Source organism: Streptomyces sp. NPDC107454 (assembly GCF_055582885.1).
This window is the reverse complement of sequence record NZ_JBVJPA010000006.1, coordinates 367,615-379,719: the sequence shown is the minus strand read 5'-3', so window position 1 is coordinate 379,719 and position 12,105 is coordinate 367,615. Positions and strand designations below refer to the sequence as shown.

The window sequence follows — 12,105 nt, the reverse complement described above, 5'->3', positions numbered from 1 at the left end:
AACATCGAACGGCAATCGAACGCCAGGCCAAAGCCGTGCCCGCCCTCCCCCGAAACACGGCCGAATGCCCGTTTCCCGAGTGGAGGAAACCTGCGGAAGATTGTCGCGCCCGCGTACCGCCGGGTACAGTCGCCGCACTGCTCTGCCAGCCCCTGTTGTCGAGGCGAAAGAGAAGTTGGTGAACGACCGTCACCCGTCGGGGACCGTAACGCCCCCGGCTCCGGCCTCCGATGCCGCCGCGGCGCCCTATGCGTCGTACGGTGGCCAGGAAGCCCAGTACGGCGACTTCACCTCGTACGACGGCTACGCCACCACCGGTACGTACGCGACCGGAAGCTTCGAGACCACGGGTTTCGAGACCTCGACCTTCGCGGCCGACCCTCTCTTCGGCGACATGTCGGGCGGCGACGGCACGGGTTCGTACGACGCCACGCAGTGGGGCACCGGCAGTCACCAGATGCCGCACTACGACCCGTACGCCGCGCAGCACCAGGCCGCTTACGACACGGGTGCCTACGACACGACCGCCTGGGCGAGCGGATACCAGCAGCTCGCCAACATTCCCGCGCAGCACCCGGGCCCCGAAGGCACCGGCCAGTGGGACGCGGCCGCCTGGCTCCAGGCCGAACAGACCGGCCAGACCCAGCAGTGGACCGCGCACACCCAGGAGACGGGCGCGTACGACGCCACGCAGTGGAACACCGCGGGCGAACACGACCCGTACGACGGGTACGAGCAGCACCAACAGGCCGAGTCGTACGAGCAGCAGCTCGCCGCCGAGGCCTACGAGCATCAGCCGGTGTCCGAGTCCGACGTGGACGAGCGGCCCTTCGACCAGCAGGCGACCGCGACCTTCGAGCAGGTGTCGTACGAGGAATCCGGCGCCGCGGAGGACGAGTTCGAGGACGCCGGTGACGCGCAGGACGCGCCGCTGCTGGAGGACATGGAAGAGGTCACTCCGGCCCCGCGTGCCGCGAACCGGTCCGCGTCCCGTTCCCGGCGGCGCAGCCCGGCGAAGCGTTCCGCCTTGTTGACCGTCGCGGTGCCCTCGGCCTGTGTCATGGGGGTCGCGGGGATCGCCGCCGCCTCCGTGGGCACCATCGGCGGCAGCGACAGCAAGGACAACACGACCCTCAGCGCGTCCGACGGGACCGCGGTGAAGCCGTCGGCCGCCAACAACAAACTGGACACCCAGCTCCAGAGCCTCTCCGCGGGCGCGGACGACTTCGCCGACCGGGCCAGCCGGACGCAGGAACGTATCGACCTCAAGGCTCAGCAGGCCGCCGAGAAGCAGAAGGCGGCGGCGGAGGCGGCTCGCAAGGAGCGGCTGCGGCCGAAATTCGTGCTCCCGGTCACGCAGAAGGGCCTCAGCGCCTACTTCGGCCAGGCCGGCATCAACTGGATGTCCGTGCACACGGGCATCGACTTCCCGGTGTCGTATGGCACGCCGGTGATGGCCGCGACCGACGGCACCGTACGGACGCAGTGGAACAGCGCGTACGGGAACATGGCGATCGTCACCGCGATGGACGGCACGGAGACCTGGTACTGCCACCTCTCCAGCTACAAGGTGCCGTCGGGGACGGTCGTGAAGGCCGGAGACCAGATCGCCTTCTCCGGGAACTCCGGCAACTCGACCGGTCCGCACCTGCACTTCGAGGTCCGCCCCGCGGGCGGCTCGGCGATCGACCCGCTGCCGTGGCTGCGCAGCCACGGCCTGGACCCGACGTAATCCATCGGTCCCTCACCCGGCGACGTGACCGAACGCCGTCGCCAGGTGCCAAGCTGCCCCCCGTAGAACTACAGCTTCTCCACCGGCGCGTACCGCAGCAGCAACCGCTTCGGCTTCACATCGCCGAAGTCGATCGTCGCCTCCGCGTTCGCACCCGTCCCCTTCACGCCGACCACGGTGCCCAGGCCGAACTGGTCGTGGGTGACCCGGTCGCCCACCGCGAGTGAGACCACCGGCTTCTCGGGGACCCCGCGGCGCGTCGCGAAGCCGGAGGCACCGGACGCCGCGGACCGCGAACGCGAGGACGACAGCGAGGCGGCCACACCGGAGACGGGCCCCGAGGGCATGGGAGCGGTCGCGCCGGTGCGCTTCCACTCCAGGTGCGTCTCCGGAATCTCCTCCAGGAAACGGGACGGCGGGTTGTACGAGGGCTGGCCCCAGGCACTGCGCATGGACGAACGCGTGAGGTACAGCCGCTCCCGCGCGCGCGTGATGCCGACGTACGCGAGGCGCCGCTCCTCCTCCAGCTCCTTGACCTGTCCCAGCGCGCGCATGTGCGGGAAGACGCCGTCCTCCATGCCGGTGAGGAAGACGACCGGGAACTCCAGGCCCTTGGCGGTGTGGAGGGTCATCAGCGTGATGACGCCGGAGCCGTCCTCGTCCTCGTCGGGGATCTGGTCGGAGTCGGCGACCAGGGCCACCCGCTCCAGGAAGGCGGCGAGCCCGGCGGGCGTCTCGCCCTCACCCGCACCGGACTCCTGCTCGAACTCCAGGGCCACGGCGGCGAGCTCCTGGAGGTTCTCGATCCGGGTCTCGTCCTGCGGGTCGGTCGAGGCCTGCAGCTCGGCGAGGTAGCCGGTGCGTTCGAGGATGGCCTCCAGGACAGTGGCCGGGCCCGCACCGGACTCGACGATCGTACGGAGGTCCTCCATGAGCGTGTTGAACCGCTTCACGGCGTTCGTCGACCGCGCCGCCATCCCGTACGCCTCGTCGACGCGCTTCAACGCCTGCGGGAAGCTGATCTTCTCGCGCTGCGAGAGCGCGTCGATCATCGCCTCGGCGCGCTCGCCGATGCCGCGCTTGGGCACGTTGAGGATGCGGCGCAGGGGGACCGAGTCCTCCGGGTTGGCCAGTACACGCAGGTAGGCCAGGACATCCCGGACCTCCTTGCGCTCGTAGAAGCGGACGCCGCCCACGACCTTGTAGGGCAGGCCGACGCGGATGAAGATCTCTTCGAAGACACGGGACTGGGCGTTCGTACGGTAGAAGACGGCGACGTCTCCGGCCTTCGCCTCGCCCGCGTCCGTGAGACGGTCTATCTCTTCGGCGACGAACTGCGCCTCGTCGTGCTCGGTGTCCGCGACATAGCCGGTGATCTGCGCGCCCGCGCCCGCGTTGGTCCACAGGTTCTTGGGACGGCGGGACTCGTTGCGCTCGATGACCGCGTTGGCGGCGGAGAGGATCGTCTGAGTGGAGCGGTAGTTCTGCTCCAGGAGGATCGTCGTCGCGTTCGGGTAGTCCTCCTCGAACTGGAGGATGTTGCGGATCGTCGCGCCGCGGAAGGCGTAGATCGACTGGTCGGCGTCGCCCACGACGCACAGCTCGGCGGGGAGCAGGTCGTGCTCGCTGTGCGGGGTGTCCTCGTCTTGCGCGCCGGTGCCGACCAGCTCACGCACCAGCGCGTACTGCGCGTGGTTGGTGTCCTGGTACTCGTCGACCATGACGTGGCGGAAGCGGCGACGGTAGTGCTCGGCGACGTCCGGGAAGGCGCGCAGCAGGTTGACCGTGGTCATGATCAGGTCGTCGAAGTCGAGCGCGTTGGCCTCGCGCAGCCGCGACTGGTACATCGCGTAGGCCTGGGCGAGGGTCTTCTCGAAGCCTCCCCCAGACTCCGTCTGGGAGGTGCCCCCAGCGGCCTGGGCGGCGAAGTCCTCCTCGTCGATCAGCTCGTTCTTCAGATTCGAGATCTTGGCGCTGAAGGACTTGGGCGGGAAGCGCTTGGGATCGAGATCCAGATCACGGCAGACGAGCGCCATCAGCCGCTTGCTGTCGGCGGCGTCGTAGATCGAGAACGAGGAGGTGAAGCCGAGCTTCTTGCTCTCCCGGCGCAGGATCCGCACACACGCGCTGTGGAAGGTCATCACCCACATCGCGTTCGCGCGCGGGCCGACGAGCTGCTCGACGCGCTCCTTCATCTCGCCCGCGGCCTTGTTCGTGAAGGTGATCGCGAGGATCTGGCCGGGGTGGACATGGCGCTCGCCCAGCAGATGGGCGATGCGGTGGGTGAGCACCCGGGTCTTGCCGGAGCCCGCGCCGGCCACGATGAGCAGCGGGGAGCCGGAGTGCACCACGGCCGCGCGCTGGTTCTCGTTCAGCCCGTCCAGCAGGGCCGCCGGGTCCACGGCGGGGCGGTGCGCGCCGTCGCGGTAGTAGGCGTCCCGGCTCGCGGGCGCGTCGAAGCGGCCGCCGAACAGGTCGTCCGGAAGCGGCTCCGGCGCTCCGTCCTCGGGCGGCGGCGGGGGCTCTTCCTCGTGGGCCCCGGAAGGCTTGAGGTCCGCCAGAAAGCTGTCATCAAAGAGGCTGCTCATCGCTCTCCGAGTCTAGGCGGCCCCACTGACAACCCGCGGCCACCCTGAAAACCCGACCGGTTTTTCCGCGACCGCTCATGATCTCTTTCCGTGACAACGCCTGATCGCTTTCCGCCACTCTTTCCGCCGGCCTCTCCGCCGCGGATGCCGTCACCGTTCAGGATCGGTTCATCACGGTCAGCCACAGTCGGTCCCGATCAGTGGCTCCCAGGGTCAAGGTCACAAAAATGTATCGGGCATATCGCACATCAAACTTCACAGAACACTTATGAGTTGGCTACCGTGCCGGGCAGGCCGCTCGACCCAACCGGCGAACACCGCCGGGCCGTGCGGCCTCCGCCGAGTCCGGTGCGCCGTAAGGCAGCCGGAGCCGGGGACCCAACCGACCTTGGGGTGAATCGGTCCAATTGTCCGCTGGGGCAAGGACCGTAGGGCAAACCTTCCGGAAGCACCCGCCCGAACCCGACAGCTAACTCGGTAGGCGGAAGACGGAAGGAGTCGTCTCTCTTGGCGTCGCATCGCAAGTGGAGTCCTACCGGTACGCGCATAGCGGGTATACGGACCCCCGCCCTCGCCACGGCGGCCCTCACCTCCGTGGCCCTGCTCTCCCAGACGGCGAACGCCGCGCCCTCGGCCGACTCCAAGCCGAGCATCGAAGAGGTCGAGAAGAAGGTCGACGACCTCTACCACCAGGCCGAGGCAGCGACCGAGAAGTACAACGCGACCAGGGAGAAGACCGCCCAGCAGCGCAAGCGCGTCGACTCTCTCCTCGACGACGTGGCCCAGCGCACCGAGAAGCTCAACACCGCGCGCGAGGAGCTGGGTTCGTTCGCCGCGGCGCAGTACCGCACCGGCGCCGCCGCCCCCGACACCGCGACCCTCCTGCTGGCCGACAATCCGCAGGACTACTTCGACCAGACCCAGCTGATGGACCGGCTGACCAGCCGCCAGAAGGTGGCCGTCGACGACTACGTCACCGAGCAGGCCGCCACCACCAAGAAGCGCGCGGAGGCATCCAAGAGCCTGCAGACGCTCACCACGACGCAGAGCGCGCTGAGGACGTCCAAGGCCGACGTCCAGCACAAGCTCGCCGAGGCCCGCTCCCTGCTGTCGAAGCTGACCGCCGAGGAGAAGACGCGGCTCGCGGCGATCGAGAAGAAGAAGCAGGAAGCGGCCGACCGCAAGGCGGCGGAACTGGCGCAGCAGCAGGCCGCGGCGGAGAAGAAGGCCCAGGAGGCGGCCGCCCAGCAGCAGACGACGTCCGGGAGCACCGGCACCACCGCCACCACCGGGAGTACGGCCACCGACTCCTCGTACACCGCCAAGGCCGACAAGGCCCTCGCCTTCGCCCGCACCCAGGTCGGCAAGCCGTACGTCTGGGGCGCGACCGGGCCCGGCTCCTACGACTGCTCCGGCCTCACGCAGGCCGCCTGGAAGGCCGCCGGCGTCGATCTCCCGCGTACCACCTGGGACCAGGTCAACGTGGGCACGACGGTCCCGCTCTCCGACATCAAGCCCGGTGACCTCGTCTTCTTCTACGACGACATCAGCCACGTCGGCCTGTACGTCGGCAACGGCATGATGATCCACGCCCCCAAGCCGGGCGCGTACGTCCGCGAGGAGTCGATCTTCTACGGCGGCGAGTCGATCATCCACAGCGTGGTGCGTCCGGCCTAACGCCTCGGCGTCCGGCACGCGCGCGTGGGGCTCATCGAGCTCCACGCGCGCGTGGCCCGCCGCCAACCCGCTCGAAGGTCCTTAGCATCGGGCCCATGTCAGCCATCTCCCCGCCCGGTACCCGGTGGACCGGCCTGCGCACCTGTTGGATGCAGAGTCCGCCGGGCGCCGGAGCCGCGATCCTGGCCACCGGCATCATCTCGATCGGGCTGGAGCAGACCGGCTACGAGATCCTGTCCCGGATCGCGCTGGTCCTGGCGGCCGTCGGCTGGCTCGGGCTCGCCGCGGCCTTCGTCGTACGGCTGCTGCGGGAGCGGGAGCGGTGGCTGACGGAGGCCGGTACACCGAGCGCGCTCACCGCGGTCGCGGCGACCACCGTGCTCGGCACGCGGCTGGTCACGCTGGGGTGGGAGGTGCCGGCCGAGGCCCTGCTCGCCCTGTCGGCGGTGCTCTGGCCGGGCCTGCTCCTCCTGGTCGTACGGCAATGGCGGCCCCGTATGCCCGGAGGGGTGTTCCTCGGCTGCGTGGCCACGCAGGGGCTCGCGGTGCTGGGCGCGACGCTCGCCCCCGCGACGCACACGGACTGGCTCGCGCACACCGCGCTGGTGCTGTTCTGGCTGGGGCTCGTGCTCTACGCGGCGGCGCTGTTCTACTTCGACTACCGCGAGGTCGCCACGGGCGCCGGGGACCAGTGGGTCGCGGGCGGAGCGCTCGCCATCTCGACGCTGGCGGGGTCGAAGCTGATCCTCGCGTACCAGGCGAACCTCTACCTGTGGAACGACGACGACAACGGCGTGCTGCGCTGGGTGACCGAGGCGCTGCTCGTGCTCGTCCTCGGCTGGTACTGCGTGCTGGCCGTGGCGGAGGCCCTGTGGCCCCGACCGCGCTACGACGTGCTGCGCTGGGCGACCGTGTTCCCGCTGGGGATGACAGCGGTGGCGACGCTGTCGGTCGCGGCCGCCATCGGAGTCGGCGGGCTCAGGGGGCTCGGGCAGGTGCTGCTGTGGATCTCGGTCGCGGCGTGGCTGGCGGTGGTGGCCGTAGCGGTCAGGCGTCCGCGGGAGCCGTAGCGGTCCGGCATCTGTGACGCCGTCCGGAAGCGCCGTAGCCGTCCGTGGGGGCCTTCGGGGGGCAGTCAGGTCCAGAGCACCGCGATGAAGATGTTCGCGGTCGTGAGCAGCCCTACGAGCCCGAACAGGCCCTTGTCCACCTTCTCGTCGTCCCGCTTCACATAGACGAGTCCGAGGATCACGATCAGCAGGGCGAGCTTCACGCCGATCTTGATGGTGTTGACCGAGTGGTCGTCGGCCTGGTTGAGGCCGACGAGGGCGACGCCCGTGACCAGCATGGTCAGCGCGCCGTGCAGCATGGCGGGGACGAACCGGGCGGTGCCCTGGCCCATCGCCTTCATCTGGGTGAGGAAACCACCGAGGAGCGAGGCGATGCCGATGATGTGCAGGCCGACGAAGAGATGGATGAGTACGTCCATGGAGCCGGAGCCTAATCTGCGGCCCTGACCCCTCTTGTCACCGGCCCACCCCCTGTAGACCCGTACCACCTGGGAACCACCGATTGTCCCGGAACCGCCCCATCGGTCATCACACCGCGTGAAGTCGACTGCGCCGGGCCGGGATCACGGTCACATACGGTCACCCCGCGATCCAGTGACGCCACTTCCGTACATGACGTCACCAGGGCATCACTCTCAGGTTTAGCGTCCTCCACCAGGTGACCGGCTCCCCACCGCCGCCCGGGCCAGGGGCGGCAGCCGGACACCACCGCCGAGAAAGGTCCGGCGGCGGCCCGCTCCCCCTGTGTGGGCCGCCGCCGGACGTGTCCCCCGCTGACCGCGCTCGTCCCCGGCGGTCGCAGGCAAGTCCCCGGGAAGGATGTGGGCCCTCGTGGCAGCGCACCGAAAGCCCAGACAGCGCTCGCTCGGTGGTAACACGGCCCGCGCAGCCGCGACCATCGCCCTCGCGGGCGCGGCCACGGCGACGGGCTTCGACGGGACCGGGCACGCGGACCCGCAGCTGTCGCCGGCACAGGTGAAGGCCAAGGTGGACAAGTTGTACGAGGAGGCGGAGGTCGCCACCCAGAAGTACGACGGCGCGAAGGACAAGGCCGACAAGGCCGAGCAGCGGCTGAACGCGCTGCGCGACGAGGCGGCACGCAAGGAGGACCGGCTCAACACCGCACGGGACGCGCTGGGTTCGATCGCCGCCGCGCAGTACCGCAGCGGAGGCCTGGACCCCGCGCTGCAACTCGCGCTGTCCGACAACCCCGACCAGTATCTGGAAGGGGCCGCGTTCGCCGAGCGGGCCGGCAGCCGGCAGGCGGAGGCCGTGGCCCGGGTGCGCAAGCAGTTGCGGGAGATCGAGCAGCTGCGCGGGGCCGCGCATGTCGAGCTGGCCTCGCTCAAGTCGCGTCAGGCGGAGCTGAAGCGGGCCAAGAAGACGATCACCGGGAAGCTGGACACGGCGCGGCAGCTGCTGTCGCGGCTCACCGACGAGCAGCGCGCACAGCTCGGGGACCTGGGAGCGGCCGGGGGTACGGGAAGCGCCGGGCAGCGCGCCTCGCGCTCCGCCGCGCGGGACCTCGGCCCGGTGCCGTCGCCCGGCTCCGTCGCGGCCCCCGACTCGCGTGCGGCGGAGGCCGTCGCGTACGCCTACGGGAAGCTCGGCAGCCCCTACGTCTGGGGCGCCACCGGGCCCGACGCCTTCGACTGCTCGGGCCTGGCCCAGGCCGCGTACCGCGCCGCGGGCATCTCGCTGCCGCGCACGACGTACACACAGATCAACGCCGGACACCGGGTCTCACGGTCCGAACTCCGCCCCGGTGACCTGGTGTTCTTCTACTCGGGAATCAGCCACGTGGGTATCTACGTCGGAAACGGCCAGATGATCCACGCCCCGAACCCGTCGGCGCCCGTGCGGCTGGCGCCGGTCGACGAGATGCCGTTCGCGGGGGCCACCCGAGTGGCGTGAAAGACGCGGGGGCGGCCGCGGTGTGGTGCGGACGGAGAAGTGGATCACGGTAGCGTCGGCGCGGACTCTGTTTCCGTCGTCATCGCTCCGTCGTCCCGTCGTCGCTACGTCGTCGCTCCGTCGTCCGAGAGGTTCTGATGCCCGGCTCTCTGCTGCCGCCTCCGCCGCCGCCCGCGCACATCAGGACCTGGCCGGACCGCGCCGCGCTGCTGGCCGACCGGGGGCGGGCGCTGGAGGAGCTGCGCAGGCGGAGCCTCGGGGTGCACCGGGTGCTGCTGCTCTGGCTCCTTGCGCTCGCGGCGATCGTCGGCTGGGCGCTGCTGGTGCTGCCGCTGCGGCAACTCGAGCAGCGCGACCCCACCGGTTTCGTCCTGGGCCCGCTCTTCGCCCTGCTGGGCCTGGCCGCGCTCGCCCCGACCGTCGTCGCCGTCGCCCTCTCCGTCCGCCGGGACCATCACATACACCGACTGCTCGACGCCTGGTCCGAGTTGGACCGGCACCCCCCGACCGACTCCCGGCTCCGCTCCCCCGGCCTCAGCCTCTTCTGGCTGCTCTCCTCGCTCGGCGTCTGCGCGATCGGCGCCTGGACGTCCTTCACGGCAGCCGCGCGGGCCGAGCCCGGCCACCCCCTCTACAGCGATGTCGTCCAGGGCATGGGCATCGGCCTGATCCTGTGGCTGACCGGCCTCATCGGCATCGTGAAGGCCGTACGTCACTACCGCTGGGCGCTGCGGATACTGGGCCCGGCGCCCGAGGCGCCACACCGGTAGGCAACCCCCTCGACGCGATCGGCTAGACCAGCCGACGCGCGGTGGCCCATCGCGTCAGCTCGTGCCGGTTCGACAACTGGAGCTTCCTGAGGACCGCCGAGACGTGCGACTCGACCGTCTTCACGGAGATGAACAGCTGCTTGGCGATCTCCTTGTAGGCGTAGCCGCGGGCGATGAGACGCAGGACCTCGCGCTCGCGCTGGGTGAGACGGTCGAGGTCCTCGTCGACGGGCGGGGCGTCGGTGGAGGCGAACGCGTCCAGGACGAATCCGGCCAGGCGGGGCGAGAAGACCGCGTCGCCGTCCTGGACGCGGAAGACGGAGTCCACCAGGTCCGTGCCGGTGATGGTCTTGGTGACGTACCCACGGGCGCCGCCGCGGATCACACCGATGACGTCCTCCGCGGCGTCCGACACGGAGAGCGCGAGGAAACGGACGGGCTGCCGGGCGTCGGCCATCAACGGGGCGCAGCGGCGCAGCACTTCGACACCGCCGCCCCCGGGCAGATGGACGTCGAGCAGGACGACCTCGGGCCGGGTGGCCGTGATGACCGTGACCGCCTGGTCGACGTCCGCGGCCTCGCCGACCACCTCGACGCCGGTCCGCTCGGTCTCCCCGATCTCGGCCTGTACTCCCGTACGGAACATGCGGTGGTCGTCGACGAGCACGACCCGTACACGGCGTCCGCCCGCGGCAGCCGTCGTGTGGGGGCCGCCGGCGGTCGAGCCCGTGGTCGCGCCCACACCGGCGACGGACTCGGTGGCCGATCCGGTGGCCGACCCGGTCGCGGCCTCGGCCCCGGCCCTCTCCCCCGCCCCGGCGCCGGCCGTGCCCACGGCGGCATCCTCCGGTCCGTTCGATGCCGGGGTCTGCCCGGTCGGTCCGTTCACGTCGCTCATGACGTCTTCTCCGCCCTTTCCATCTCCAGCTCGACCTCCGTGCCGCCGTCCGGCACCGCGCGCAGTCGCGCCGTGCCGCCGTTGCGCTCCATGCGGCCGATGATCGATTCTCTGACGCCCATGCGGTCGGCGGGTATCCCGTCGAGGTCGAAGCCGGGGCCCCGGTCGCGGACGGACACGAAGACCGTCCTGCCCTCGACTTCGGCGTAGACCTGTACGGCGCCGCCCTCGCCACCGTACTTGGCGGCGTTCACCATTGCTTCCCGCGCGGCCTGCATCTGTGCGGTCAGGCCCTCGTCGAGCGGGCAGTCGCCCACGACGACGACCTCGATGGGGACGCCGTGCTTGTCCTCGACCTCGGCCGCGTTGCGACGGACCGCCTCGGCCAGGGTCGTCGGCTCGTCGGCCTCGTCCTTGCCGGTGCCCTCCGGTTTGTAGAGCCAGGCGCGCAGGTCGCGCTCCTGCGCGCGGGCGAGCCGTCGCACCTCGTTCGCGTTCTCCGCGTTGCGCTGGATCAAGGTCAGGGTGTGCAGCACCGAGTCGTGGACGTGGGCGGCGACCTCGGCCCGCTCCTGGGCGCGGATGCGCATCAGGCGCTCCTCGGAGAGGTCCTGGGTCATGCGCACGAGATAGGGGCCGGCGAGGAGCGCCGTGCCGACCAGGACCGCGAGTGCCGCCTGCAGAACCGACCCGAGGTGGGCCGCCGAGCCCTGGAGCACGAATATTCCGGAGACGCCCGCGGTGACGAGCAGGACCCCGGCCGCGGAGCGCAGCAGCGTGAGCGTACGACGACGACGGCCGACCTCGACCCAGCGGGCCCGCCGCGCGTTGTCCGCCTGGCGCCAGACCAGGGCGACGCCCGCGCCGACGAGAACGGTCGGCCAGAGATAGGCCCTTGCCCCACCGCCGAGATTCACATTGCCGACGAAGACCATGGCCACGACGACCATGAGGAGCAGGGCGACCATCTGGCCCCGGTCCGGCTTGCGGGCCACGAGTCTGCGGCGCCCGTCGGGGGCGGTCTCGGTGGTGAAGGCCGGGGTGCGCCCGGAGTCGACGCCGCCGACGCCGAGCGGCACGAAGAACCAGAACGCGGCATAGAGCAGCGCCCCGAGGCCGTCCGCCATGAACAGGCCGACGAACACCAGCCGCACCCAGATCACGGGCAGCCCGAGATGCCCGGCGAGCCCTCGCGCCACGCCCCCGAGCCAGCGTCCGTCGCTGCTGCGGTAGAGCTTGCGCGGGGGCCGCGGGTCGTCGAGGGGCACTGCTGCGGCTTCCGGCATGCCATCGATGTTCACACGGGCGCAGGGCAGGAGCATCAGGGTCGACCCCCGATACTCCCCTGATCTTCGGGAGACCGGTGCTCGAACGGTTCCCTCCGCCCCCGTCAGGGCCGATATCAGGGTTCGGCCAGGGTCGTCCCGACTGCCGCCGGGCCTTCCCGCCCGTCACC

At 70.6% G+C, this 12,105-nt stretch carries 9 protein-coding genes and 1 riboswitch; of the genes, 5 read left to right on the top strand and 4 right to left on the bottom strand.

The window, feature by feature from the left end:
* Positions 1-64: 64 nt before the first annotated feature.
* Entirely contained in the window at positions 65-1,732 is a 1,668-nt protein-coding gene (locus tag ACZ69M_RS17420; RefSeq protein WP_470050669.1) for a M23 family metallopeptidase, read from the top strand.
* Positions 1,733-1,800: 68 nt separating this feature from the next.
* Here ACZ69M_RS17420 and pcrA read toward each other — a convergent pair whose 3' ends face one another.
* Positions 1,801-4,320 (bottom strand): DNA helicase PcrA, encoded by a 2,520-nt coding sequence (gene pcrA, locus ACZ69M_RS17415; RefSeq protein ID WP_470050667.1) that lies wholly within the window; start codon positions 4,318-4,320, stop codon positions 1,801-1,803.
* A 327-nt stretch (positions 4,321-4,647) separates the two neighbouring features.
* Positions 4,648-4,819, top strand: a riboswitch (cyclic di-AMP (ydaO/yuaA leader).
* A gap of 8 nt (positions 4,820-4,827) precedes the next feature.
* On the opposite strand from pcrA, the gene ACZ69M_RS17410 reads away from it, so the two are divergent.
* Both ACZ69M_RS17410 and ACZ69M_RS17405 read left to right on the top strand, forming a co-directional pair.
* Positions 4,828-5,997 carry a C40 family peptidase gene (locus ACZ69M_RS17410; RefSeq protein WP_470050665.1) on the top strand — a complete coding sequence of 390 codons (1,170 nt, stop codon included), beginning with the start codon at positions 4,828-4,830 and terminating at the stop codon, positions 5,995-5,997.
* 95 nt (positions 5,998-6,092) lie between these two features.
* The gene (locus ACZ69M_RS17405; protein ID WP_470050663.1) at positions 6,093-7,067 is read left to right on the top strand and encodes a tellurite resistance/C4-dicarboxylate transporter family protein; all 975 of its coding nucleotides are present in this window, start codon (positions 6,093-6,095) and stop codon (positions 7,065-7,067) included.
* Between the two features lie 65 nt (positions 7,068-7,132).
* Here ACZ69M_RS17405 and ACZ69M_RS17400 read toward each other — a convergent pair whose 3' ends face one another.
* Complete coding sequence (locus ACZ69M_RS17400; protein WP_060901458.1) at positions 7,133-7,486, bottom strand: hypothetical protein; 354 nt, start codon at positions 7,484-7,486, stop codon at positions 7,133-7,135.
* Between the two features lie 412 nt (positions 7,487-7,898).
* Between ACZ69M_RS17400 and ACZ69M_RS17395 the strand changes: the two genes are divergently transcribed.
* Complete coding sequence (locus tag ACZ69M_RS17395) at positions 7,899-8,981, top strand: C40 family peptidase (RefSeq protein ID WP_470050660.1); 1,083 nt, start codon at positions 7,899-7,901, stop codon at positions 8,979-8,981.
* Between the two features lie 137 nt (positions 8,982-9,118).
* Entirely contained in the window at positions 9,119-9,751 is a 633-nt protein-coding gene (locus ACZ69M_RS17390) for a hypothetical protein (RefSeq protein ID WP_470050659.1), read from the top strand.
* 22 nt (positions 9,752-9,773) lie between these two features.
* On the opposite strand, the gene ACZ69M_RS17385 is transcribed toward ACZ69M_RS17390, so the two are convergent.
* Together ACZ69M_RS17385 and ACZ69M_RS17380 are read right to left on the bottom strand one after the other, a co-directional pair.
* Entirely contained in the window at positions 9,774-10,649 is an 876-nt protein-coding gene (locus ACZ69M_RS17385) for a LuxR C-terminal-related transcriptional regulator (RefSeq protein WP_470050657.1), read from the bottom strand.
* Complete coding sequence (locus ACZ69M_RS17380; protein ID WP_225900432.1) at positions 10,646-11,935, bottom strand: ATP-binding protein; 1,290 nt, start codon at positions 11,933-11,935, stop codon at positions 10,646-10,648. The genes ACZ69M_RS17385 and ACZ69M_RS17380 overlap by 4 nt, the downstream gene beginning before the upstream one ends.
* Positions 11,936-12,105 lie beyond the last annotated feature (170 nt).

Coding starts and splice junctions, on each gene's coding strand:
- ACZ69M_RS17420 (WP_470050669.1), top strand. CDS start 65: ATGCCCGTTTCCCGAGTGGAGGAAACCTGCGGAAGATTGTCGCGCCCG.
- pcrA (WP_470050667.1), bottom strand. CDS start 4,320: ATGAGCAGCCTCTTTGATGACAGCTTTCTGGCGGACCTCAAGCCTTCC.
- ACZ69M_RS17405 (WP_470050663.1), top strand. CDS start 6,093: ATGTCAGCCATCTCCCCGCCCGGTACCCGGTGGACCGGCCTGCGCACC.
- ACZ69M_RS17400 (WP_060901458.1), bottom strand. CDS start 7,486: ATGGACGTACTCATCCATCTCTTCGTCGGCCTGCACATCATCGGCATC.
- ACZ69M_RS17390 (WP_470050659.1), top strand. CDS start 9,119: ATGCCCGGCTCTCTGCTGCCGCCTCCGCCGCCGCCCGCGCACATCAGG.
- ACZ69M_RS17385 (WP_470050657.1), bottom strand. CDS start 10,649: ATGAGCGACGTGAACGGACCGACCGGGCAGACCCCGGCATCGAACGGA.
- ACZ69M_RS17380 (WP_225900432.1), bottom strand. CDS start 11,935: ATGCCGGAAGCCGCAGCAGTGCCCCTCGACGACCCGCGGCCCCCGCGC.